The organism is Neolewinella persica DSM 23188, assembly GCF_000373105.1.
Lineage (GTDB): Bacteria > Bacteroidota > Bacteroidia > Chitinophagales > Saprospiraceae > Neolewinella > Neolewinella persica.
This window is the reverse complement of the sequence record NZ_KB890413.1, coordinates 66905-91442: the sequence shown is the minus strand read 5'-3', so window position 1 is coordinate 91442 and position 24538 is coordinate 66905. Positions and strand designations below refer to the sequence as shown.

Below are 24538 nucleotides of genomic sequence, written 5' to 3'. Positions count from 1 at the left end.
TCTATGTTCGTTATCCCTCCGTACATCCGTTTTGCCCTCATCGCCCTCTGTCTTATCGGAGGTATCGGGCTTTGGGTCTCCCTGGGTATCTGGTACGGCATCTTTTTTGTCATCACCGGCCTTATCCTGTTGGGCGGTTACATCTTCCTCGGAACGGTGGCGCCTGCCGCAAAGCAGATTCAGAGCCAAGACTTCGACGGTGCAGAAAAGACCCTGAATATGACGCTGAAGCCGGAGTGGCTCTACAGCGCTAACCGTGCCTTTTACTACATGATGCGTGGCAACATTGCCCTGCAACGTAAAGATATCAACGGTGGCGAAGTCTGGCTACGCAAGGCCGAGGCCATTGATATTCCCACCCCAACGGAAAAAGCAACCCTCCACTTCCAACTCGCTCAGATCGAGTACCAACGGAAAAACTTTAACGCGGCCAAGAAGTACCTGAAAAAGGCACAGGATGCCAACATCAAGATCCCGCAAATCCGTGAACAGATCGACATGATGGACAAGGCGCTGAAACAGTCAGGTCAGATGAAAGCCGCTCAGCGTATGGGCAAGGCCGGTCATGGCATGATGGGCGGCCAGGGTGGAAAGCGGCGGCGGCCTAAGAACCGGTAGATTCGGGTTGTCGGGTTGTCGGGTTGTCGGGTTGTCGAGTTGTTGGGGGTGACAAAACCCGATTGTATTTTTTGAAACCAATCTCTTCAGAAGCAATTAACTGCCTGAAAAACGCGCAGCGTTTTAAAAAAAAGTCCCTCCCCCGTGGGGAGGGGTTGGGGAGGGGGTTTTGGGGACAAACATTTCTTTTCTTATGGCTAAACGCTCTTCCACCCCTTCCATCCTACGCCCCCACGCCGAAACCGCCTTCGCCGCCGAGCTAAAGGCATTAATAAATCAGGACAAAGGCGTTAAGCCCACGGGCTGGAACCTCAGTCCCCGCGCTGTGGTAGATTATCTGCTGGGGGAAACGCTGGCAGACGGCACGGAAATATCCCCAAAATACTTCGGCGATCGCCGCCTGATCGAAGTGGCTGTAGCTAGTCTGGTGACTGACCGGGCCCTGCTGCTTGTCGGAGTGCCGGGAACGGCCAAAACCTGGGTCAGCGAGCACCTCGCTGCTGCCATCAGCGGTGATTCCACCCTGCTGGTGCAGGGTACCGCCGGAATGAGCGAAGACGCCCTCCGCTACGGTTGGAACTACGCCCGCCTGCTGGCTGAAGGGCCAAGTGAAGCGGCCATGGTACCTAGCCCGGTGATGACCGGGATGCAGGCCGGTAAGATCGTTCGCCTCGAAGAACTTACCCGGATTCCCAGCGACGTTCAGGATGCACTGATCACCATCCTTTCCGAAAAGATATTACCGATTCCAGAACTGAATAAGGAGGTCCAGGCAGTCCGTGGGTTCAACATCATCGCTACGGCAAACGACCGGGACAAGGGCGTCAACGAACTGTCAAGCGCCCTGCGGCGGCGCTTTAATACGGTTGTTTTGCCTTTGCCAGCCACCCTGGAAGAGGAAGTGCGTATCGTTACTGACCGCAGCTCCGCTGCGGCAGCCGGAATGGAACTACCGCCGGTTAAAAAAGACGTTGCCGCCGAAATTACCCGCCTGGTGACCATCTTCCGGGAACTACGGAATGGCCGGACGGAGGACGGCCGCACCCAGGTAAAAATGCCCAGCAGTACACTCTCAACGGCCGAGGCAATTTCGGTGGTCAATCAGTCCCGGGCCCTCACCCACCACTTTGGTTCTGGTAGTGGGTTAGAACCGGAGTTTCTGGCCGCCAGCCTCACCGGGGCCATCGTTAAAGACCGGGGGCAGGACGAACCAGTCTGGCGGGAATACCTTGATGTGGTGGTCCGGAACCGGAAGGGTTGGGAGGATCTTTGGGAGGTGTTGAAGTAAATTCTTCGCCTGATCGTGCTACAGCTTATGGCGCTTCGCTATGCGTAATGAATTCTGGTCTGACTTCTTATTAATGAGCTGAAACAGGTGGAGGTGAAAAGTTTTTGGCGATTTTTCCAAACTGGTAATGCTGGTGGTACGGACTACATTGCCTCTGTTCATTACCAGGTCATTTTCGGGGTCCCCGTTACCACCGGTTTGGTGGAAAGTTAGCAGGTCTTCGCGGGTTGGGGAATTGGTAAACATGGCCCAATCAAAAAACCATCGCTTACGCTTACTCTGCAGGGCTGGGGAATAAAGGGTACTGCTTGACCAAAGCTGGCGGACGGTAGGGTCCAGCTCTTGCACTTCCAGGGTTGCCTCGTCCCAGTATAAGGCTACTAGCCGGCCTTCGTCATAGATAACCATAGTGAAGGGCTCGATCCCGCTGAAATCGTAGTTTGTGGTAAAGGCATCCAGGCTCCAAAAATCGAAGAAATCTAAGGCCATGATGCCACGACTGAGCCGGTAGGGCGGTTCATGTCGATGCTTTATCCGGCCGCCGTTGAGTATACAGACGAGTTGATTGGCATCCGAGAGGGCGATCCAGGTGCCGTTGGCACCGGTGTCGCGGGGGAACAGCAGGGTCTTTCCGTTGCTGATTTTTTTTCGGACCACCTCCTGTGCCGCCCGCTTAGGGGACTCATCACGGTTGGTGGCAAATAGGAAATGATCGGGGGCGATGGGGTAGTAGGTGACAGTGCACATGGGGGTGTAAACGGCCAATTTTGAAATTGGTTGACCACGGCCGATAAAAGCATGGTTTAACAGCTAAGTGTGAATCTTTCTTTCGTTGGAAGTATTATAACCGTCGCCCCAAACTGAGTCCACCCAATAGAATAGCTCCCTGTCCGGTCGGTCCTCCATATAAAGCTCTGGCATTGTTGGTCCGAGGGTACACTTCTAATCAGAGAGATCCAAACGTTCCCACTCTTCCCGAAATTCTTCCAGCGCCCGGTCAATAAACGCTTGGCTCTGCGCAAGGATCGCTTCGGCACTGTCTCCGTGCAAACGTGGCCCGTACCTGATTCTGACGTCGGTATGTCGCTTACCGAAACACCTAATGAAATGCGGCAGGAAAGTCTCGTCTCCGGCCCAGGCATCATCCGGGTTCCGGAAATCTGTGGCGACGGGATAAACGGGAGATTTTTCCTCCATTGCCTCAACGAATGCTCCCGGGTTAAACCTAATGGTTCTAAGTTCTCCGTGCGTTGTTCCTTCGGGGTAGTTGATGATAAAATATCCATTTCGGATTACCTCACCAATGGCTTCCCTGGTTTTATGACGGCTTTCTTTATTACTTCGGTCCACAAAAATAGCGCCGGATATACGGGCACCATAGCCGATGATCGGCCAGTCCAGTACCTCTTTTTTCGCTACGGCTATAGCCCGTACGTCGCGGAGTAATACCACGGGGTCGAGGTAAGATCGGTGATTCGAAACGAGTAACCCACCACCTTCCGGCAAGGTACCCTCCACCATGATCCGAACGCCCATCCATCGTAATAGGTACCCTACCCATTCTTTCCGTAAGCGTAACCCCCGATCCACGTCATGACCAGTAATTAAGGCTTTAGCCAGGTACCTGATCACGTAGAGCAGGGTGCCGAAGAAAAAGACGAAGAGCCGTAAAATGCCGCGCAACTTGGAGTACATGCAGAAAAGAGGTTTTCTGCGAAAAGATAAGGCCTTTGATTAATGCGCTGATCTCAGGCGTAATATTCTGATGAAAATCCGGCGCAAGGCAGAAGCTGACAAAATAGGCCTTCGTCTGGGTGGACTTCCGGACTTACCTGATCAAAACCACGTCACCCTTAAATACCTCCACCTTACCGTCCACAAACAATACCGTGGCCGAGTAAACAAATACTGCGGGGTTCATTGGCTGGCCATTCAGCCTTCCATCCCAGCCATTGGCCGGGTCATTAGGCAGAAAATCAGTGTTATTGAAAACGGATTCTCCCCATCGGTCAAAGACGGTGAAATCCTGGATCATAATAATGCGGTCCGTATTACCAAAGGGAAGAAAGACGTCGTTGATTCCGTCTCCGGTAGGAGAGAAGGCTGTAGGGAAGTAGACGTCTCGGAGTACATCAACGATGATCTCAACACTATCAGTTGCCACACACCCCCCCGAACTGAGGATACTGACGGTGAAGGTGGTGGAAGTCGTAGGCGTAGCGATTGGCCGCAGACAATCCGCACAATCCAGCGGGTCGACCGGCGTCCAACTGATCCCGGTCAGGCTGGAATCAGCAAAATTAGTCCGTGTATTGATAAAGTATGACTCTCCAAGGGTAATGACTGCTCGCGGATCAACGAAAAGATCCAGCTCGGGGACAGGAGGAATGGTGGTTTCACTGCTGACTTCACAGCCGTTAGCATCCTGCACGACCAATGGATAGCGCCCCGGAGAAAGACTGTCAGCAAAGGGCGTTGCGACGAAGGGCTGGTTGCCCAATGCATAAAGGAAAGGCGGCGTTCCTCCCTCGATATTCGCCAGTTCGACCCGGCCCAACGGTAATCGGCAAGTGGGGTCCCTTTGCTCAAAATCAAAGCCCAGGAGCAAAGCCTGGGTGGTCGTGACGTCAGCTGATGTGGTGCAGCCGTTACGCTGACTGGTAACGGTTACACGGTAGGTCCCCGGCCCCTGAATTAGCGGCGAACCGGCACCCGTTCCGCCCAGTAAGGTGCCATTGTCAGTCGACCAACTGTAGAAAAAAGGCGTCGGACCGGAGGCAACGGCGGCCAGGTTAACCGGTACGTCTTCGCAGCCAAGGTCGAAGTCTTCTCCCAGCTCAACCGTTGGTGGGGTGATGTCCTGAACGACAGTCACCGGAAGGGTGGCCCTACATTCGGTGTCGGTATTAATGACGGTAAGCTCGTAAGTGCCGGGCTGATCGACGATCGGCCGCAGGCGGTCGCTGCCGCTCACGATACTTCCATCCACTGTCGTCCATTCGTAAGAAAAATTTTGCCCCTGTCCACTGCGCCTGGCGGGTAATTCCAAACTCGTTAAGAGGCAGGTCAATGTGGAAGGAATACCAGCACTTAGTGCGGGGGGCTGATCGAACTGTTGTACGTCCGTGTTGTCTTCGGCGGTGCAATTGTTGTCCTCATTGGTTACCGTAAGAACATAGTTGCCTGCAGCAGTAACCGTAGGTGCCAGGGTATTACCTCCTGAACTGATGTTTCCGTCTTCAGTAGACCACCGGTACCGGAAATTCGGACCAGAAGAAGAGAATCGGCCATCTAACTGCACGGACATATTTCGACAGGTGAGGTTGAGTGGGAAGCCGATAAAAGCCTGGGGAGATTCGACGTTCTCATCTACCGTAACCCGGGTAGAATCAATGCAACCATTTTCTGGGTTAACCAGTAAAAGATGGTAGGTGCCTCGCTGGTCTAAGGTAATTGATGAACCGTTCGTCGGGCCAACAATATTCCCATCCGTTGTCCTCCAGGTGGGCAGGTAGGTTAGCCCGGGCGCCGGAGGCGCCGCCGTTAGGGTGCGTTGTCGCACTGTACAATTAAGTGGACTGACGGAAGGCACTGAAGCATTCGGGGCAACGAGGTTAGCCCCTACCACTACGGTGTCGAGCGCAAAGCAACCGGTGCTGTCGTTGGTGACCCGAAGTTGGTACGTTCCTTGCTCGTTGGCGGTGGTTCGTGGTACGTCCGTCGCTGCCGGTGTACCGCCGCTGAGGGAGGTCCAGGTGTAGCTCAAACCATCCATTGCACCTGCGGGTCCGCCCAAAATGGCGACGGTATCCAAGCAGGTAAGCAGGCTTTCAGTTCCTGCGTCTGCGGGAGGCGGCGTCTGGTTAACGACGACGTCAACGATGTCGGTTCGCTCACAGGCGTTACCGATATTCCTTACGGTCAGCCGGTAGCGTCCTGCCGCGTCGACGGTGGCGTTCAGTTGGTTAGTAATGCCCGTGAAATTCCCGTCCGTTGTCGACCACGCATAGCTGAACCCCGCACCCTGGCTGGAAGCTGTACCGTCAAGCTGTTGGGTGGGCGTGCGACACGTTAACTCCAATGGCCGGGCAATGGCGGCCAGCGGCCGCAGGGTATCCTGGCTTACTACCAATTCCGTAGAATCGCGACAACCATTTTCTGGATTGACCATCAACAACCGATAAGTGCCGCCCTGGTTTACCCTGATTTCCTGACCTTCGGCAGGATCGAGAATGTTTCCGTCAGCCGTACTCCAGGAAGGTAGAAACGTAAGGTTAGGTTGTTGAATGCCGATGACCAACGTTTGCTGCAGCACTTCGCAATCAAGTTGCCCGACGGGAGGGATCACGGCATTGGGCGTAGCCCGGTCGAGCCGGACAATGGCGGTGTCGAGCGCAAAGCATCCGGTGCTGTCGTTGGTGACCCGAAGTTCATACATTCCCTGCTCGGTAGCGGTTGTCTGCGGTACGTTCGCCGCTGCCGGGGTGCCGCCGCTGATGGTCGTCCAGGCATAGCTCAAACCGTCCGCTGCACCTGCGGCCCCGCCCAAAACAATGGTAGAATCCAGGCAGGTAAGCAGGCCGCCCGTTCCCGCATCTGCCGGAGGAGCTGGTTGGTTGGCAATTACTGCCACACTATCCTTGCTTACGCAGGCATTTATAGTATTTCGGACGGTGAGCAGATAGCGGCCCGCCGCATTGACCACCACCGTTTGTTGGTTATTTCCACCGGAGATATTGCCGTTGTTGGTTGACCATTCGTAAGCAATTGCAGGCCCCTGACTGGAGGCCGATCCATTCAGGTTTTGTGCCCGGTTAAAACAGGTTAACTCAATGGGGGCGGCGATGACCGCCACCGGGCGAACAGTATCTTGTAATACGACAACTTCCGCCGAATCAACGCACCCCGTAACCGAGTTGGTAATGGTCAGCCGGTACGTCCCACCCAGTTCCGCCACTGCGTCGTTTCGGTCCGTACCCGGTCGGATCATACCATCATTAGTTGTCCACCTGACCGAGAACGGATCGCCCTGGTCGGAATTTCCAGGATTCAATGTTACCTCCTCTACGTCACAGTTTAGCGTGGCCGCTGGCAGCACCTCAACGGTGGGCAAAGTAGTGTCTTGCGTGATCAAAATGGTATTATCACTTTCACAACCGTTGCGCTCATTCGTAAGCAATAAGGTGTATGCTCCGGGCTCGTTGATGGAAATTTCCGGGAGGGTGTCGGGGCTGGTGATGCTACCATTCGGAGTGGTCCAAACATGGCTAAAGCCTGGGATAGAAGTGCTTCCCGGGTTAAGTTGTAGGGAGGTGTCGGTGCAGGTCAGCACGCTGAGACCGGGCGCAATTGTCAATACCGGGCTATCCTGGTCCGCACTTACGTCAACACTGTCGATGGCGGTACAACCGTTATTGTCGTTGGTAATTTCGAGAAAGTAGCGGCCGGCGCTATTGACCAGTGGGGACAGTGTGTTGGCATCAGTTAAGGGGGGGGTATCACTTCCGGTCCAGGCGTAAGAATACCCGGCCCCGGGGTTTGTAGCCAGGAGTCTTCCTTCCTGATCGCGGCAGGTTAAAATCAACGGATCGCCCGCTTCGGTGGCGGGAGCTACGACGTTTTCTGCAACGGTTACGTTGCGAGTAGAAGGGCAGCCGTTGGTTTCGTCAGTGACGGTAAGTTGGTAGGTGCCGGGGGCGTCGATGGTGGGGCTAAGGCCGTCGGTACCCATGACGAAGTTCCCGTCGCTGGTGTTCCAGCGTATGGTCAGGTCCGCTCCGGAGTCGGAACCTGCTGCATTGAGCGTGAGGGTGGGATTCCGACAAGTGAGCGTGTCTGGCAGGGCGATGGTAACGGCGGGGGCATTATTATCTTCCAGCACCGTTACTTCAGCGACCGAAAAGCAGCTGTTGACGGAATCAAGTACCCTGATTTGGTACGTGCCGGCCCTGCCAATAACGGGCCGTAAGGAATTGGTGTCGCTCAGGAGCAGGCCGTCGGCCGTCGTCCATACATAGCCAAAAGCGCCCCCCTGGCTGGAGGCTGTGCCGTCGAGTGTATCGGCTGGACTACTGCAGCTTAGCGTAAATCCGGCCCCGGCATCGGCGTCGGGTGGTGTGATGTTTTCACCGATGGTGATGGTCGTGTCCCGGGAGCAACCATTGTCGTTATTGACGATGCGCAGCGTGTAATCTCCCGGCCCCGTCACGGTTGGTTGCAGGGTATTGGTGTCGCTCACGATGCCGCCGCCATTGGCTGCTGTCCAGGTGTAGGAAATGTCGGTACCAATGGTACTGGCCGTGGCGTCCAGCATGATTTGGGCGCGGCCGCAGGTGAAGGGTGGGGGACTTTGAAGAGCAACGGACGGCCGTATGGCCGCGCTGCGCACGGTGATGGGCGCCCTGCTTTCGCACCCCGAGGCAGCGTCGCGGATCAATAATTCGTATTCCCCCGGCGCGTCGATCAAGGGGGTTGCGGTGGCCGCATCGCTAACGATATTGCCATTGGTCGTCGTCCAGGCAAAGGTGCTGCCAGGGCTACCGGAACCGTCCAGGCGAAGCTGCGTCAGGTTACAGTCCAGCGTATCCGGCGTTGCAATAGCGGCGGTGAGTTGGGGTTGGTTAACGGTGACCATTACGGAGCGGGTCGCTGAACAGCCGGTGACGTCGTTAGTGACCGTCAGTTGATAGGTGCCGGCCGAGTCAATGGTAGGGGAGAGGGTGTTGCCACCAGCAACGATGTTGCCGTCGGTCGTAGCCCAGCTGGCCGAAAAATCTGTGCCGCCGTCGGAGCCGGAGCCGTCGAGTTCCAGCGTCGGGTCGTTGCAGGTGAGCGGTGCCGGGCCGACAATGTCAATGTTTGGATCTTGCCGGTTGTCGGTAATCATAACCGTGGCGGTTTCCGAACACCCGCTGATGGTATTGGTAACCAGGAGTTGGTAAGTGCCGGTCTGATCCACGAAAACTTCTGTTTCGGTGGCACCGGAAACGATGTTGCCATCGGTGGTCGACCAGTCGTAGATGAAGTCATTGCCCACCGAAGAACCGCCGATGCCCAAAATGCCCATATCGTCGAAACAACTGATGGGCCCCAGGATGACGGCATCCGCCGTAGGGATATTACCGCTGTTGGGGTTGACTACTACGGTGACCTGGTCGGTACAAAAGGCCACGCCGTCGTCGTACCTGGCGGTGAGTACGTAGGTGCCTGGTTCGTTCACGGTGGGAGTGGTTGTGGTGGCACCGGAGACGATGTTGCCATCGGTGGTGGTCCACTGGTAGAAGGTGTTGGGGCCACCGGAGGAATTGCTGCCATCGAGCATGGTGGAGACCCCGCCGAAGCCGTCGCAGAGCAGATCGGCGGTAGGGATGGCGTCGGCGTCGAGGAAGACCTCCTCAAGATTGACCTCATCGGTTTGGGTACATACTTCCCCGAAGAAGATGTCGTCGATGGCAAAGTCATTGCCACTTGGCTGGGTGTTTTGATTGACGATGCAGATTTCGGCAGAAACGGCGCTGCCGGAACTCCAGCTTTCGGTGAACTCCCGCCATTGGCAGTTGGAGGAACTGGCCTGGAAGGTATTGCCGAGCAGTGTGCCGTTGACTGAAAATTGCAGGCTGGCGGGGTTGTCGGGGTTAACGGACTGTAACCAGGCGTTAAAGGCGTAGGTGGTATTAGGAGTTACTGCCACGGTTTGGCACCAAACGTTTTCGTTTGGGATGGCTGAGCCATTGACGACCATCATGTTTCCTCCGCCGGTGTGGTCGGGGCAGTTCCCAAAGTTGGTATGCGTCAGGTTACTGTTGGTAGTGACGACGTACTCCCCCTCGTCGGAAAGTAAGCCGAAGGTTCCGCCGGAGCCAGGGTTATAATCGGTGGTGAAATCCGAAACACCCGCCGAAAAGTCACCATTGACGATGCTATTGGTGGAAGGGTCAAAAACTTCAGCGGTGAGGGTATAGGTCATTGGGCCACCGACGGTAGCTACCGGGTTAAGGATGTTGGGGTCGCTGAGCCCGGCCGTCGGACTCCACGAGAAGCCGGACAACCCCGGCCCGGAAATATTGCCATTTAGTTGGGTGCTGCCGCCACCGGGGCAGAATAAAGCGTCGGGGCCAGCATTGACACTAAGGCCACACTGGGCCGTGAGAGCCCAGGGAAGTAGCAGAAAGATAGTGGCGCAAAAGCTGGAGAGAAAACGCATCAGAGGGAATATCGAAGGCTTGAAGGTAGGAAAATGCTTCAGAATGCACCGAAATGGTGCTTTGCCGTCGTAGTCTGTTCCGACTAAAAGAAGCGGAAAAGTCCCTGCAGGTTATCTTTGCGTCCCCAATAAGCTAACCCCGCCTATGCGCGTTACCGAATATTTTGAAAAAGCCAAGGGTAAGACCCTCATCAGCTTTGAAGTGTTGCCTCCTCTGAAGGGCGGTAGCATGCAGGCTATCTTCGATACCCTGGACCCCCTGATGGAATTCAAACCACCATTTATCGACGTGACGTACCACCGCGAAGAGTACGTCTATAAGCGTCGGCCAAGTGGATACTACGAGAAGGCCTCGATCCGGAAACGGCCAGGTACCGTAGGAATCTGTGCGGCGATTATGCATCGCTACGGTGTAGATGCCGTACCGCACCTCTTGTGTGGTGGCTTCACCCGCCAGGATACCGAGAACGCCCTGATTGACCTTGGTTTTCTCGACGTACAGAACGTCCTGGCGCTGCGCGGCGATGCGCGTAAATTCGAAGGCAAGTTTATTCCCGAAAAGGAAGGCCACAACTTTGCCTCCGATTTGGTGAAGCAGATCCGTAACATGAATAACGGCATCTACCTGGATGACTTGACGGTAACCGACGAAGCCTCGAAGACCAACTTCTGCATCGGCGTGGCCGGTTACCCCGAGAAGCACTTTGAGGCGCCGAACCGGGAGATCGACCTGCGTTACCTCAAGCAGAAGATCGACGCTGGCGCTAATTACATCGTCACCCAGATGTTCTTCGATAACCAGAAGTACTTCGATTTTGTGGACGCGGTTCGTGCTGCCGGTATCGACGTGCCCATAGTCCCGGGCCTGAAGCCGCTCACAAAGCTGTACCAACTTAACTCCATTCCCCGCCTCTTCTACATTGACCTGCCCGATGATCTGGTCAGTGCCATCACGAAGGCTAAAGACGCGGAAGCCCGCCGTCAGGTAGGCATCGAATGGTGCGTGGCCCAAAGTCAGGAATTAAAAGAACGCGGCGCTCCCTGCCTGCACTACTATACGATGGGGGACTCCAGCACGATTCAGGCTATTGCTAAGGAGGTTTATTGAGGTTGCAGGTTGCAGGTGTTGCAGGTGTGTCGGGTTATCGGGTTGTCTGGTTGTCGAGCAGCAAGGATGGTTTTCATCCAATGATTTGCTGGTTTGACTAAGTTTCATGGGCTGTGACAAAACCGGGACAAGCCCCGTAAGCTATTGCTTACAGCTACCACCCGCCACTACTTTCGTCAGTATTAAATCTCCAGTTTTTGGTGTTTGGTTGTCCAAAGCCGGGCTGGAAGTAATCCTGAAAAACGAAAGCCTTATGCCCCGTTTACTTTTTATCCTCGTTTTAGTAGCTGTAGCTGTAGCTGTCATTAATCCTTTGCAAGCCTTACCGGAGGCCGACCCACAAGTGGAAGTCGCTTGTCCGGTAACCATCGACCCCGCTACCGCCAAATACCGCTGCATCAACGGCAATCAACTGACCTTACGGATGCCCTATCTCGGAGTGGCCCCAGGAGCATCTGTTTTTGTCACAGGGCCCGGTAGTGCAACTGTAGGCGGGGATGACCCCGCAGCAACTTCGGATGGAGTAATAGAACTGATCGGCCTGGTACCTTCCTCCGCCTATGTATTGGGGATCATCGGGCCGGGCTGCGCGGGGCCAGATGCCATTTTCTATAATTTTACCACTCCGAATTATATCTGCGCAGACGACTTGACGGTCCTGATCAACGAAGTGCTCCCCGAACCCGGTTCCGACACCAATGATGACGGCGTAGTTAACTTTCTGGAAGAACAATTCGTGGAAGTCTTCAACCCAGACGCTCAGGTGGAGATTGACCTGAACGGCTGGATCCTGATCATTGGTGGCACCGTACGCTACACCTTTCCGCCGGCAACGATTTTAGGCCCGCGACAAGCATTGACCGTATTCGGTGGAGGAACCTTATTCGATCCATGCCATTACGCACCCGGCGGCTTTTAATCCATCAGTTCAAATGGGGATATTGTGTCATTAGGTCCGCCTACCGGAGGACTTGTCCATACCATGTCCTTTCCGGGGACGGCCGTTCCGCCCAATGTCTCACTCGCCCTCAACCCGGACGGAAATACCACCGGCGGCTTTGTCCCGCATACCTCAATTGTAACCAATCCGGTAAACTACAGCCCCTGCTTCAGTAACCACATGCCCGGGGTCGTGTTGCCGGTTGAATTGACGACCTTTTCCGCTGCCCAACGTAAAGGAAAGGTGCTGTTGAATTGGTCTACCTCCCTGGAGGACGATCACGCTTATTTTGACGTCGAAAGATCCCGGAACGGACGGGTGTGGGAAGTCGTGCAGGTGGTCAGAGAGCCCCTGGCAAGTACGGCAGAAGGCGGAGGAAACCAACATTATGAGGCGGAGGATACCTCGCCTCCCACCGGATTGGTCTTCTACCGGCTGCGGCAGGTCGATCAGGATGGAACCGCTACAATCTATGGCCCGCAAAGCGTCAAGATTCCGGATATTCAGAAAGCTGTTTTACTTTTCCCTAACCCGGCACAAGATCAGCTTTGGGTAGATGGTCTTACGCAGTCAGGAGGTTTCGAGATTATTGATGTCTGTGGCAAACGGTGGCTTGGCGGGACCCTGTCCGGTGAGCAAAATGCGCCGATTGACATCGCCGGGCTACCCGCAGGCATGTACTTTCTGCGAATGCTTGATGGAGTGGATGCTTCGTCTGTAACCCGGTGGGTGAAGCACTGAGTAAGCCCCACCTCTACCAACGTCAAGTCATATTGGCCGCGTTTGCTCAGCGAGGGCGGAATGACCCTGCGGTTACCAAAAGGTGTAAGGTGCCTACTCTGACGAGCAGTGCCGGATTTAAGCCCCTGGAAAGAAGAACACTGCTGGTAGCGGTGGCCGGTTAAACTCAGCTTGCCGCCACCTGATACTTATTCAGATACCCAACCAGTGATGCTTGTTTATCCAACGCCACTTTCTTTTCTAATCGATAGACATTCTTGCGGACACTCTCGGAGGAGATACCCAAAATATTGGCAATTGTTTGACGATCAAGACCGAGACTGATAAGGGCGGCCAAGCGTAGTTCGCCTTCGGTATAGCCGATGGCGTCACGCCGCATCCTAGGCAGAAAATCAGGGTGGACCTCATGAAAAAGCTGTTGGAATTTACACCAATCTTCCTCCGTCAGGATCGCCAAAGAACTCAGTCGTGCGGTCAGCTGGTGCCTATTGCTATCCTGCTCCGAAAAGACGGCTTCCAGTTCCTGGATACGTTGGTTACGGTCAGCAAGGTGGCTGGTAAAGGTGTGCAACTGACTGCTTTTATATTGCAGCTCCATCGCCTGCTTGGCCCGAAACGCTCTTTCGGTTATTAACTTCTGGCGATAACGCTGATAGCTGAACCAGCCGATAAGGAAGATGGCGAGAAAGACGCCGGCGTACAGGATGCGTTCCCGCTGTAGCCGTTGTGCCTCGATGGCATTTTCCAGGTTGAGACTCGCGATTTCCTCCCGCTGCCGCAGGTACTCATAATTAGCATTTAGTACCGCAATCTGGTGCAGGTTTTTTGCTTCAGCCACACTGTCTTTAACGGCGTGGTATAGATTCAATTTTTCGACTTGCACCTGCAGGTTCCCCTGTGATTTGGCCTGCTCTACTTCGAGTTGCAGAATGTTGAGCAAGTAGCGTTGGTCTCCGGATTGTTCCATCCGGTTCCGGGCTTTTATGATGTACTCAGCTGCCTCCCCTGGTTGCTGCAGGCGGAACAATGCTTCCGCCAGCGAAGTCGTGGTGGAGATGTATAGTTGATTACGCCTGAGGGAGTCTGGTCCCGGAGTGAGCAGCTGCCGGAATTGCTCGGCGGCAGCGGGATATTTTCCTCGCCGCAGGTCAATGACGGCCAAGTTTCCGCGAATGGCCTGTTCGAGGTGAAGGTCCCGGATGTCCTTAGCAATAGGCAGGATACTCCGGAAGCCTTCCTCAGCACGGTCCAGTTGCCCGGTGGCAGAGTAAAGGACGTAGATGTTGATTTGAGAAATCAGCATGTCTGAGGTATCCCCGGCTTCCATCTCATAGGCCAGTCCACGTTCCAGATAATCGAGGGCCCGGAGGGTATCCTGCGTGTCAAGTAGCAGAAGCCCCAGGTTGTTGTAAAGACCGGCGAAGGCTGTTTTGGCACCAGCGGTCTCATAATGTTTGGCTGCGGCCAGAAAAGAAGCCGTAGCTGCTTCCCACTGAAGGGAGTTGTGTAGGATAATGCCCTCTGTTTCCAGGGCTAAACCCATGCCATATTGATAATTGAGCTGCTTGCCTAATGCGTAGGCTTCCTGGCAGTATTTCCGGCTCGTGTCCGTTGAATTATAGAGGTACTCCCAGGCGAGATCAGTAAGGGCAAGGACTTTGGCCGTATCGGTAGGGGCCGCCTGTAGCTGACTCGGCAATGAGGCGAAGCCCGAGGTTTGCAACGGAAACAAGGAGAGGAGGTAGACGGGAATTAAGACGAGTTGGTAGAGCAAAACGGATGTTTTGTTACTAAAGGTGTGGTTCAAGCTTCTAAGATAACATCGTTTCGGGAGGTGGAATATTACCCCGATTCAGTTCAATTACAGAATCACTGAGCCTGGGGCGCTTTATTTGGGTAATATTTTATGGCCCCGGTCTTGCTCTGGGGAAGCAGGAGTAGGAGGCGGGGCCGCAGGTGCAAAGGAAGGACAAAGGAGCAGATTTTCCCTGATGAAGATAATTTTCACCTGCCAGTTGTCAAATTTGCCAGAAGGCATTATCTTTGCAGCCGCTTAACCAAAATGGCGCGGTAGCTCAGCCGGTTAGAGCGCAGGATTCATAATCCTGAGGTCGGGTGTTCGAGTCACCCTCGCGCTACGTTCTTAAAAGCCTTGTGATCCTTTGGATTGCGAGGCTTTTTTGATTTTAGGTAGCGGTACCTTGCGAGTCTTCTTGTTTTATTTTGATAAAATGTATTGGGATTGCGATATTAACGAGGCAATCAAAAAACCTTACCATGACAGCACCAACTAAGTTCCCTTGGGAGCCTCAACTGCAAGAAGCCGTCGATACCTATCGATTTGACGGCAGATTCGTTGCAACTGCTACGGTCGATACCGACATTGGCCGGGCAGCTGTGCTGGAAATTTATCGGATTACTAAGCAGTTGGTTCAGCAGAACAATGGTATTAACCGCATACTGAAATTTAGACACCGGGAAACTGGGGAAGTAGTTTTGATGGTTGACCAACTGAACGATGACGCGAAAGCGTCGACAACTCCTGAGCTGATAGAAAAATACAATACTTGCACGCTCTGTTATCCGCAGGAGCGGTAGAATAGTTTTGGGTGTTGTATTACTTCTTGCCCATTGCTCCCCTTAAAGAGAAGTAGTCCGCATCGTTGCCGATACAACTTTGCTCCTGTCCAACTTCCCCTGCACCTGCGGCCCCGCCCAATTAATCAGATGGTCAGGTGGTCGAGTTGTCAGGTTGTCAAGGTTATCCAATTGTCAAGAAAACCCGACAACCTGACCACCCGATAACGAGCGAACCTGATAGCCTGATAACGAGAGAACTCGACAACTTGAAAACCCGACATTTTTCCCCGTTTATAAAAAACCTATATTGACCAGTACACAAAAAATGCATCATCATATGGCACAATCAATAGGTCACCTAGCCACGCTGCTGGACCAAGCAGCTTTCTCTGCCAAAGCAATTCCACAGGTTAGCCTGAGTCAGGAAATAAGCTTGGTGGAAGCCTACGCAATACAAGCCGCCTCCCTGGACAAACGGTACGCCAGAGGCGAAAAGGCAACTGGCTTTAAACTCGGTTTTACCAGTAAGGCAAAGATGGAACAAATGGGGGTCCATGAAATAATTTGGGGACGCCTGACGGATCACATGGAAGTGAAGCCTGGTGACGTTTTGCGCAAGGACGAATTCATCCATCCCAGAGTAGAACCTGAGATTGCTTTTTTGATCAGTGACCGAATTGACCGGCCGATCTCTCTGGAAGAAGCACCCGATTTTCTTGCCGGAGTGGCCGGCGCATTGGAAGTGATAGATTCCAGGTACGAAAACTTCAAGTTTTCCCTGGAGGATGTTATTGCCGATAACTGCTCCTCGGCCGCCTACGTAATTGGAGATTGGATGCCCCCGAATACCCCATTCGGGGCCCAGGGAATAACCTTGAAAATAAATGGAGAAGTGGCGCAGCAAGGCAATTCGAACGCCATACTGGGCAACCCGCTGGCCTCATTGGTGGAGATCGCCCGAATTTTGCACGAAAACGGAGAAGTAATTGAATCAGGGGCGGTTATCTTAGCGGGTGCTGCTACGTCAGCGGTGTACCTTCAGGCTGGCGATAGGGTAGAAGGCCTTTTTGAAGGGCTGGGAACCGTCCGGTTGACGGTGGCCGAAGCCAATGACTAAAGCCTTTCATACCCGACAATACCCGATTATTTCCTAACCAAAAAAATAAATTCATGTCGACATTACCACCCGCCATAAACTTCAAGCAATGGATAGAGGACAACCGCCACCTGCTGAAACCACCCGTAGGAAATAAGGCCATTTACAATGAGGACTACATTGTAATGATTGTTGGCGGCCCAAACTCCCGAAAAGATTACCACCTTAACCAGACACCTGAATTTTTCTATCAGGTAGAAGGAGATATCGTACTGAAGGTCATCGAAAACGGTGAACCCCGGGACGTACACATCAGAGAAGGAGAAGTGTTCTACCTGCCACCAAACATTCCCCATTCTCCCCAAAGAGGAGCCAATACGGTGGGCCTGGTAATTGAGCAAAGAAGGCCCGAAGGGGTGGACGACGGCCTGGCCTGGTTTTGTGAACAGTGCCACACCAAATTATACGAAGAACCCTTTGCCCTGCAGAATATCGAAAAAGATATGCCCGTAATTTTTGACAGGTTCTACGCTAACGAAGCCTTGCGTACCTGTGATTCCTGCGGTGCGGTGATGGAGAAACCTGCTTAATTTTACCAAAACGACTGTAGACGTTGCTGTCGGCAGGCGATTCTGCGTTCGCAAAGCGACGCGGTCCCTTTTGAGAAGTCCAGCAGGGGGCAACCGCAAAGGATCGCCCCTGCTGGAAAACCATTTGGCTGCATTGCTATTACGTGATCACCTCATGTCGCCTTCTCAATCCAATCCCTCCTCCGATCAGTCAGGCCCCACAGGTTACCCCGACGGACGAGTTTATAATCATTAATATGCAGGGTCTAAGAATCAACGGACATTCCCATCTACTACCATATCCAGCGCAAATTCCGGCTTATCTAAAAGACCAGGAGATCTTCTGGATTGATGAAGACAGGAAGTACATGCTTCAGAAGAACTGGAAGCGGCCCGTTACAGATTCAAGCTTCTTCCTGGACGAAAAGCTTGAATGGATGGAGCGTAACCGGATTGACCACAGCGTGGTGCTCAACCTATCGCAGCTGTACGGGAATGGCCTGCGCATACAAGACATGAAACAGGCCCTGCGGTTTCAAAATGACTTTAATGCTGGCGTACAGCGGGATCATCCCAAAAAATTTACGTGTGGGTTTGTTGTACATGCCGGATTTATCGACGGTGCCTGTTGGGAGATTGAACGTTGTGTCGAAGAACTGGAAATGCAATTGCTCTGCCTGCCGACACACTATATGGATACGAGTGGAACCTGGCGGGGGATCTTTGATGAAGAAACTGCACCTATTTTCGAATTGGCTAATAAGTATAAACTGGCAATTGAAATTCACCCGTATGACGGAGAGAAGTTTATAAAGCTGGAGAACACCGCCTGGCGTTTTCACCTGGTATGGATGATTGCCCAGTGCGCGGATGCTTACCACTTTTATACCCTGAACGGCTTGTATGACAAGTATCCGGATATTCGCGTATGCTTTGCCCACGGAGGGCAACTGAATCACCTCAACATTGGCCGAAGAACGCAGGGTTTTGATGGCCGCCCGGACCTCTTCGAAGGAAAAGTCCGACCAAGAAAAGCGGTTGGCCATCCTAATATCTACTTCGACACCCTGGTGCACGATACAATCTCGCTGGAACTGATGGTCCGCAGGCAAAAGGGAACCGACCAGATTCTCCTCGGTTTGGACGATCCTTATCCGCTGGGAGAAATGGAGAGTGAACGACAATCCTCGTACCCCGGCAAGTTATTAGACCTGGCAGTAGAGGAAGGAGTTATCTCTACACAGCAACGGGAAGAAATCTGGTGTGACAATGTCATCAGGTGGCTCTGTGGCGACGCGCAGGAAAAATTTATGAAACGAATAACCAAAGGGGAATAAAAATCAAAATGGTGGAAGAATTTCAGAACGACCTTGCGTTTGCAAGAAAAATGGATGAACGGGATGAATTGCGGGCATACAGGTCGCAATATCACATGCCCGTGCAGGCCAATGGCCAGCCCTATGTTTATCTCTGTGGAAACTCCCTTGGCTTACAGCCAAAGGCCACGGAAGGCTATTTGCTGCAAGAGTTGGAAGATTGGAAGAATCTGGGTGTTGAAGGCCATTTTCATGCCAAGAACCCCTGGATGCCTTATCATGAGTTTTTGACGGAGGCCATGGCCAGAGTCGTGGGCGCAAAGCCAAGCGAAGTAGTCGTAATGAATACGCTCACGGTTAACCTACACCTGATGATGGTCTCGTTTTACCGCCCGGTGGGCAGGCGAAAAAAAATAATTATCGAGGCGGACGCTTTTCCGTCCGATAAGTACGCCGTAGAGTCTCAAATTAGGTTTCACGGGCTGTCTCCGGAAGATTGCCTGATTGAATTAAAGGCCAGGGACGGAGAAGTCTGCTTGCGACAAGAAGATATTCTGGGCGTAATTGACGCGCACAGCGAAGACATCGCCCTCATCCTTTTAGGAAATACCAACTACTACACCGGTCAGTTTTTCGATATGAAAACCATCTCTGAGCATGGGCATGCAAAGGGATGCATGGTTGGCTTTGATTGCGCCCATGGCGCAGGGAATGTGCCGTTGAACTTACATGACTCAGGATGTGATTTCGCCGTTTGGTGTAACTACAAATACCTGAATTCCGGACCAGGAGGCATGGGTGGTGCTTTTATCCATGAGCGACATGCGGACAGTAAGGACATCCCCCGGTTCGAAGGCTGGTGGGGACACAATAAAGAAACCCGCTTTAAAATGCGGGACGCCTTTGATCCGACGCCGGGAACGGAAGCATGGCAGCTGAGTAATCCTCCAATTCTTGCAATGGTAGCCGTCTGGTCTGCCCTCAAGCTTTTTGACGAGGTAGGGATGACACGACTACGTAAAAAGGCCATTTCTTTAACGGGCTACCTGGAGTATCTGGTTAATACACTGGGAGATGATGTGGTCAACATCGTTACGCCCGCCGATCCGGCGCAAAGAGGTTCGCAATTATCGATTCAAGTGAAAACAGCGGACAAGAAGTTGTTCAATAAAATTACGGAAGCAGGCGTAATTGCGGATTGGAGGGAACCCGACGTGATCAGGGTCGCTCCGGTACCAATGTATAATTCCTACGAAGACGTGTACAATTTCTACACCATTTTAAAATCTGCTATTGCAGGGAACTGATCAACCATGAATAAAAAAGAAAAGATAATAATCGTCGGAGCTGGGTTGTGTGGCTGTTTGTTAGCCATCAGGTTAGCACAAAGAGGTTATCAGATTAAGCTCTACGAAAAACGACCTGATATGCGGATCGGATCCGGAGACGCCGGTCGGTCCATCAACCTTGCGCTGTCTGACAGAGGCTTGCGCGCGCTGGACATGGCGGGGCTAAAAGAAAAGGTACTGGAAAATACCATTCCTATGAGAGGACGCATGATCCACCCTTTAGGTGGGGAGAATTTTCTATCTCCTTATAGCGCAAGGTCATCAGATTACATTAACTCGGTGTCTCGGCCAGGCTTAAACATATTATTACTCAATCAAATTGAGGCGTACGATAATATTGACATCACGTTTGAATCGGTAATTCTCAGTGTTGACATTAGGGCCGCTGAAATAGAATACGTTTGGAACGGAGAGAAGAGGAAGGACAGGGGAGCTGTCGTTATCGGAACTGACGGAGCGGGGTCAGCAGTCAGAAGAAGTATGATGAAACATACTACTGAGCTACTTTTTAATTATTCCCAGGACTTCCTGCGACATGGCTATAAAGAACTGAGCATCCATCCTGGTCCCGGAGGCAGTTGGCAGCTGGAAAAGGAAGCACTTCATATTTGGCCAAGGGGCGAATTCATGATTATTGCCCTGCCTAACCCCGATGGTAGTTTTACCCTCACCATGTTCCATCCCTATGAAACAGCGGTCGGGTTTAACCACCTGGATACGGAAGCAAAAGTGACGGCTTTCTTTAAGGAATATTTTCCCACTCTTCTCCCCTACATTCCACATTACCTGGAAGAATTCTTTGCGAACCCCGTTGGCAATCTGGGAACAATTAAATGTTTCCCGTGGCAAGCCTTCGGGAAGGTCCTGGTGATGGGAGACGCCTCCCACGCCATCGTTCCTTTTTACGGCCAGGGGATGAACGCATCTCTTGAAGATGTCCGAATCTTTGATGAACTGCTGGAGGAACATGGCGACAACTGGGAAGTCCTTTTTGAAGCATTTGAGCAAGAACGAAAAGAAAACGCCGATGCCATCGCTACACTGGCCATTGACAATTTCTACGAAATGCGCGATCAGGTTGATGATGTCGCCTTCAAAAGAAAGCGGAAAATAGAAATGCAGTTGGAGCAAAACTATCCGGACTATTATTCGAAATATGCCCTGGTAACTTTCCGCGGCGACATCTCCTATAAGGAAGCTAAATCGAGGGGCAGAAGGCAGGACGAGATTTTGCTGAAACTATGTAAGGAAGAGAACTTCGAAGACATGCCCCTGGAATATTTCTACGAACAGGTGGAAAATGCTTCGCAACCAACAGCGGAATGATGGAGGCAATTCAACGTTGGCCAATTGGGGCGATTTTGCGTTCGCGAAGCGAATGGGGCCTTTTCCGAAACTGCCCGGTAGGGGCGATCCCTTGCGGTCGGCCCACGGGCATTTTTTGGAACCGCCTGGTAGGCACGATCCCTTGCGGTCGCCCTGTCGCCCTTTTCCTGTACCGTCTGCGCCGTCTCCCCTCTCCCCCGGAGGTGAAGTTTACCCACAACTTTACGGAGACGAATGTGGTGCTCGCTCCGCTCGTGCGCCTCTCCCCCGACCCCTCTCCCCCGGAGAGGGGAGACATCTCTGCTCGCTTGCGCTCGTGTGTGGATATCTTTGGCATAGGGAATTTTAGTGCTTGCTACTCCATAAATCCACTCTGTGCCCCCTCCGTGCCTCCCTCTGCGCTACCCTCTGTGAGAACCCAATTGCCGTGTAGTAGCTTCCCAACGACCGTAACTGTAATCTTGCTCTTGGTTAAAACAACGATTTTGAGACTTGTGGGTAAACTTCACCCTGAGGGAAGGGGCAGGGGAGATGGCAACGTAAAATGGCCAGCAGTATAATTATTCTCGTTATGAGCTAAAGCCAAAAAACAATACCATGATTTCAAAAGAAATAATCGAGGCAGCAGCCGAAAGATTAAGAACTGCCGAAGCAAGTAAGAAAACCTGTGCGCCTGTTCGTGACCTTATTGGAATCGAAGACCTTGCCGCCGCATACGCTGTCCAAAAAATAAACACGAGCCATCGAATTGCTTCGGGAGGACGCGTAATTGGCCATAAAATTGGGCTGACCGCGCCAGTAATACAAAAGCAGCTGGGGGTGGATCAACCCGATTTCGGATTGTTATGGCAGGACAGGGAAATAATGAATGGTGGTGAATTTTCTGTATCGGAAATGATGCAACCCAAAGCTGAAGCAGAAATCGCCTTTGTGTTGGGGAAAGACCTGACCGCAGATTTTATGACCACCATCGATGTGCTGAATGCTGTAGAATATGCACTGGCCTCAATTGAAGTGGTAGGAAGTAGAATCAGTAATTGGGACATAAAAATTACGGACACCATCGCAGACAATGCCTCTGCCAGCCACTGGGTCGTCGGTCATCAACCGGTTAAACTCTCGCACCTGGACCTGGTCAATTGCAAAATGCGCATGGAGAATAACGGCAAGGTGGTCTCTGAAGGGGTCGGCAACGCTTGTATGGGGTCGCCCATAAATGCCCTGCTCTGGTTGGCGCGTAAAATGGTACAAATTGGAGAACCATTGAAGGCAGGTGACCTGATTCTGAGCGGAGCGATTGGCCCGGTGGTAAACGTTGTCGCTGGTGCTGATTTTAAAGTGGTCATTGAAGGGCTGGGGTCCGTTAATGCATCGTTCGTAGCGTGACAAGGAATCAGGCAGTCAGATAGTCAAAGCGTCAGTTAACAGCTTACTCTTTGACTAATAAGGGCGCGGCCGCAGGTGCAAAGAAAGGATAAAGGAGCAAGGACCACCAGCACATCATGCGGCGACAACCCGACAACCCGACAACTTAGCAACCCCGATAACTTGACAACTTGAAAACCAGAAACTCCATGGAAGGAAAAACCATAACACACAAAGCACAGCCATTGGGCAACTACCCTCACGTGAGACGAGTAGGAGATTTCATTTATGTGTCTGGAACCAGCAGTCGGAGAAAAGACAATACCCACGTAGGTGCAGTAGAGGGCGAGGATGGGATTTGGCAGCTTGACATCGAGGCCCAAACCCATGCCGTGATTGAAAATATTGGCGAACTCCTACAGAGCGTTGGGGCAGATTTGTCCAATGTGGTGGACATCGTAACCTTCCTGGTGGACATGAAGGACTTCAAAGGGTACAACAAGGTTTACGGCACCTTCTTTAATAGTAAGACCGGCCCCACGAGAACAACCGTAGCTGTCCACCAATTGCCGCACCCGAACTTGTTGATCGAAATAAAAGCAATAGCTTATTTACCCGTTTCGTAAGCTATTTTTCCGGTATTTCTATTGCATTTTTGGGCGCGGTCGCAGGTGCAAGGAAAGGGTTGGAAGGGAGCAGCATTACGAACTTGACTAACGGCTAACTCGTCAGCCGAATTCTTTTCAGCGCCTGGCGTAGCCGGGGCGTTGAAAAGTTTGTCTGCCGAGTTAGGAAAACTTAGGGACGCCGGATTAATAACTCCGGCAGCTTTGCCTTTATCCTCTACACTGCATCCTGCGTCCGCGCCCTTGGCATTAAAACTTTCGTAAAATGGCTATACTTAAGCTGAAAAACAGGCGATGAATCAAATGTAATGGTGACTGGTAAATACTTGGTTGAGGGTGTCCCCACCCGAAAAGGTTGACCCCTGATTAATTCGGGTGGGGACACCCTCAACCGAACTTTATTACCGACCATTACATTTGGTACACCGCTGAGAAATAAAAATAATGAGCAAAATAAAAGTAGCAATAATAGGCCCCGGAAACATCGGTACAGACCTGATGATAAAAATCATCAGGAACTCCGCCAATCTGGAAATGACCGCGATGGTCGGTATTGACCCAAAGTCCGACGGCTTAGCCAGGGCAAAAAGGATGGGTTTCATTACCACCGCAAAAGGATTGGCTGGCCTGGAAGAGATGCCAGAATGGAAAGACATTAAGATCATTTTCGATGCTACCTCCGCAAAAGCACATCACTACAATTGGGCAATCGTAGAGAAATATCCGGATAAGCGGATCATTGACCTGACGCCAGCCGCTATTGGGCCTTTCCTGATTCCGCCGGTTAATTTTGATACCAGCCACCAGGTACGCAACGTGAATATGGTGACTTGCGGAGGCCAGGCGACCATTCCGATAGTTGCCGCCGTCAACCGGATCGCAAAGGTCCATTACGGAGAGATTGTTGCTTCCATCGCAAGCAAATCTGCCGGCCCGGGAACACGTGCCAACATCGACGAATTTACCGAAACGACGACCAGAGCCATCGAAGAAGTAGGGGGCGCAGATAAGGGCAAAGCCCTGATCATTCTCAATCCCGCAGAACCACCCGTAGTTATGCGAGACACCGTTTTCACCCTAAGCGAAAACGCCGACCGGGAGGCCATCAGAGCCAGCGTACAAGAAATGGTGGAAGAGGTGCAGAAATATGTCCCCGGCTATAGTTTGCACCAGGAAGTTCAATTTGATGACATACCCGAAGACAAACCGGTATTTATCGAAGGACTCGGCTTAAGGCACGGCCTGAAGACAACCGTCTTACTACAAATAACCGGTGCCGGCCACTACCTGCCCGAGTATGCTGGAAACCTGGACATCATGACCTCCGCAGCCATGTCAACGGGAGATAAAATTGCAGCGACGATGTAAGCAGCAACATTGTTGCTACTTCTCTGTGCTACCTCTGCGCAGCCC

The 24538-nt window shown here is 52.5% G+C and carries 18 protein-coding genes and 1 tRNA gene; 15 read left to right on the top strand and 4 right to left on the bottom strand.

Annotated features, from left to right (window positions below; translation table 11 throughout):
* Positions 1-3: 3 nt before the first annotated feature.
* Together B036_RS0100425 and B036_RS0100420 are read left to right on the top strand one after the other, a co-directional pair.
* Positions 4-618 (top strand): tetratricopeptide repeat protein, encoded by a 615-nt coding sequence (locus B036_RS0100425; protein ID WP_020566709.1) that lies wholly within the window; start codon positions 4-6, stop codon positions 616-618.
* Positions 619-811: 193 nt separating this feature from the next.
* Positions 812-1906 carry an ATP-binding protein gene (locus B036_RS0100420; RefSeq protein ID WP_020566708.1) on the top strand — a complete coding sequence of 365 codons (1095 nt, stop codon included), beginning with the start codon at positions 812-814 and terminating at the stop codon, positions 1904-1906.
* A gap of 18 nt (positions 1907-1924) precedes the next feature.
* On the opposite strand, the gene B036_RS27505 is transcribed toward B036_RS0100420, so the two are convergent.
* From B036_RS27505 to B036_RS0100405, 3 genes are all read right to left on the bottom strand, one after another.
* Positions 1925-2671, bottom strand: a complete 747-nt coding sequence (locus tag B036_RS27505) for an NRDE family protein (RefSeq protein WP_020566707.1) — start codon at positions 2669-2671, stop codon at positions 1925-1927.
* Between the two features lie 177 nt (positions 2672-2848).
* Positions 2849-3601 (bottom strand): lysophospholipid acyltransferase family protein, encoded by a 753-nt coding sequence (locus tag B036_RS0100410; RefSeq protein ID WP_020566706.1) that lies wholly within the window; start codon positions 3599-3601, stop codon positions 2849-2851.
* 133 nt (positions 3602-3734) lie between these two features.
* Positions 3735-10109 (bottom strand): T9SS type B sorting domain-containing protein, encoded by a 6375-nt coding sequence (locus B036_RS0100405; protein WP_020566705.1) that lies wholly within the window; start codon positions 10107-10109, stop codon positions 3735-3737.
* A 145-nt stretch (positions 10110-10254) separates the two neighbouring features.
* Between B036_RS0100405 and metF the strand changes: the two genes are divergently transcribed.
* The 3 genes from metF (at position 10255) to B036_RS0100390 (ending at position 12898) form a co-directional block, all read left to right on the top strand.
* Positions 10255-11217 (top strand): methylenetetrahydrofolate reductase [NAD(P)H], encoded by a 963-nt coding sequence (gene metF / locus B036_RS0100400; RefSeq protein ID WP_020566704.1) that lies wholly within the window; start codon positions 10255-10257, stop codon positions 11215-11217.
* 253 nt (positions 11218-11470) lie between these two features.
* Positions 11471-12136, top strand: a complete 666-nt coding sequence (locus B036_RS0100395) for a lamin tail domain-containing protein (RefSeq protein WP_169435017.1) — start codon at positions 11471-11473, stop codon at positions 12134-12136.
* Positions 12137-12160: 24 nt separating this feature from the next.
* The gene (locus B036_RS0100390) at positions 12161-12898 is read left to right on the top strand and encodes a T9SS type A sorting domain-containing protein (RefSeq protein ID WP_157471973.1); all 738 of its coding nucleotides are present in this window, start codon (positions 12161-12163) and stop codon (positions 12896-12898) included.
* Positions 12899-13064: 166 nt separating this feature from the next.
* On the opposite strand, the gene B036_RS0100385 is transcribed toward B036_RS0100390, so the two are convergent.
* The gene (locus B036_RS0100385; RefSeq protein ID WP_157471972.1) at positions 13065-14705 is read right to left on the bottom strand and encodes a tetratricopeptide repeat protein; all 1641 of its coding nucleotides are present in this window, start codon (positions 14703-14705) and stop codon (positions 13065-13067) included.
* Positions 14706-14962: 257 nt separating this feature from the next.
* Between B036_RS0100385 and B036_RS0100380 the strand changes: the two genes are divergently transcribed.
* The 10 genes from B036_RS0100380 to B036_RS0100335 all read left to right on the top strand — a co-directional run bounded on the left by B036_RS0100380 (position 14963) and on the right by B036_RS0100335 (position 24493).
* Positions 14963-15036: transfer RNA gene (locus B036_RS0100380), tRNA-Met, on the top strand.
* A 139-nt stretch (positions 15037-15175) separates the two neighbouring features.
* Positions 15176-15496 (top strand): hypothetical protein, encoded by a 321-nt coding sequence (locus B036_RS0100375; RefSeq protein WP_020566700.1) that lies wholly within the window; start codon positions 15176-15178, stop codon positions 15494-15496.
* Positions 15497-15815: 319 nt separating this feature from the next.
* Positions 15816-16595, top strand: a complete 780-nt coding sequence (locus B036_RS0100370) for a 2-keto-4-pentenoate hydratase (protein ID WP_020566699.1) — start codon at positions 15816-15818, stop codon at positions 16593-16595.
* A 53-nt stretch (positions 16596-16648) separates the two neighbouring features.
* The gene (locus tag B036_RS0100365) at positions 16649-17164 is read left to right on the top strand and encodes a 3-hydroxyanthranilate 3,4-dioxygenase (RefSeq protein WP_020566698.1); all 516 of its coding nucleotides are present in this window, start codon (positions 16649-16651) and stop codon (positions 17162-17164) included.
* A 236-nt stretch (positions 17165-17400) separates the two neighbouring features.
* Positions 17401-18480: an amidohydrolase family protein gene (locus B036_RS0100360; protein WP_044101468.1), complete on the top strand. Its 1080-nt coding sequence runs from the start codon at positions 17401-17403 to the stop codon at positions 18478-18480.
* 8 nt (positions 18481-18488) lie between these two features.
* Entirely contained in the window at positions 18489-19766 is a 1278-nt protein-coding gene (gene kynU / locus B036_RS0100355; RefSeq protein ID WP_020566696.1) for a kynureninase, read from the top strand.
* A 6-nt stretch (positions 19767-19772) separates the two neighbouring features.
* Entirely contained in the window at positions 19773-21134 is a 1362-nt protein-coding gene (locus B036_RS0100350; protein WP_020566695.1) for an FAD-dependent oxidoreductase, read from the top strand.
* Positions 21135-21731: 597 nt separating this feature from the next.
* Positions 21732-22520 (top strand): 2-keto-4-pentenoate hydratase, encoded by a 789-nt coding sequence (locus B036_RS0100345; protein ID WP_020566694.1) that lies wholly within the window; start codon positions 21732-21734, stop codon positions 22518-22520.
* A 188-nt stretch (positions 22521-22708) separates the two neighbouring features.
* Positions 22709-23125, top strand: a complete 417-nt coding sequence (locus B036_RS0100340) for a RidA family protein (RefSeq protein WP_020566693.1) — start codon at positions 22709-22711, stop codon at positions 23123-23125.
* A 444-nt stretch (positions 23126-23569) separates the two neighbouring features.
* On the top strand, positions 23570-24493 hold the full coding sequence (locus B036_RS0100335) for an acetaldehyde dehydrogenase (acetylating) (RefSeq protein ID WP_020566692.1): 924 nt from the start codon (positions 23570-23572) through the stop codon (positions 24491-24493).
* The last annotated feature ends 45 nt before the right edge of the window (positions 24494-24538 follow it).

What these genes read in the sequence shown, in the direction of transcription:
- B036_RS0100425 (WP_020566709.1), top strand. Translation starts at nt 4, where the DNA reads ATGTTCGTTATCCCTCCGTACATCCGTTTTGCCCTCATCGCCCTCTGT.
- B036_RS0100420 (WP_020566708.1), top strand. Translation starts at nt 812, where the DNA reads ATGGCTAAACGCTCTTCCACCCCTTCCATCCTACGCCCCCACGCCGAA.
- B036_RS0100410 (WP_020566706.1), bottom strand. Translation starts at nt 3,601, where the DNA reads ATGTACTCCAAGTTGCGCGGCATTTTACGGCTCTTCGTCTTTTTCTTC.
- B036_RS0100405 (WP_020566705.1), bottom strand. Translation starts at nt 10,109, where the DNA reads ATGCGTTTTCTCTCCAGCTTTTGCGCCACTATCTTTCTGCTACTTCCC.
- metF (WP_020566704.1), top strand. Translation starts at nt 10,255, where the DNA reads ATGCGCGTTACCGAATATTTTGAAAAAGCCAAGGGTAAGACCCTCATC.
- B036_RS0100395 (WP_169435017.1), top strand. Translation starts at nt 11,471, where the DNA reads ATGCCCCGTTTACTTTTTATCCTCGTTTTAGTAGCTGTAGCTGTAGCT.
- B036_RS0100375 (WP_020566700.1), top strand. Translation starts at nt 15,176, where the DNA reads ATGACAGCACCAACTAAGTTCCCTTGGGAGCCTCAACTGCAAGAAGCC.
- B036_RS0100370 (WP_020566699.1), top strand. Translation starts at nt 15,816, where the DNA reads ATGGCACAATCAATAGGTCACCTAGCCACGCTGCTGGACCAAGCAGCT.
- B036_RS0100365 (WP_020566698.1), top strand. Translation starts at nt 16,649, where the DNA reads ATGTCGACATTACCACCCGCCATAAACTTCAAGCAATGGATAGAGGAC.
- B036_RS0100360 (WP_044101468.1), top strand. Translation starts at nt 17,401, where the DNA reads ATGCAGGGTCTAAGAATCAACGGACATTCCCATCTACTACCATATCCA.
- kynU (WP_020566696.1), top strand. Translation starts at nt 18,489, where the DNA reads ATGGTGGAAGAATTTCAGAACGACCTTGCGTTTGCAAGAAAAATGGAT.
- B036_RS0100350 (WP_020566695.1), top strand. Translation starts at nt 19,773, where the DNA reads ATGAATAAAAAAGAAAAGATAATAATCGTCGGAGCTGGGTTGTGTGGC.
- B036_RS0100345 (WP_020566694.1), top strand. Translation starts at nt 21,732, where the DNA reads ATGATTTCAAAAGAAATAATCGAGGCAGCAGCCGAAAGATTAAGAACT.
- B036_RS0100340 (WP_020566693.1), top strand. Translation starts at nt 22,709, where the DNA reads ATGGAAGGAAAAACCATAACACACAAAGCACAGCCATTGGGCAACTAC.
- B036_RS0100335 (WP_020566692.1), top strand. Translation starts at nt 23,570, where the DNA reads ATGAGCAAAATAAAAGTAGCAATAATAGGCCCCGGAAACATCGGTACA.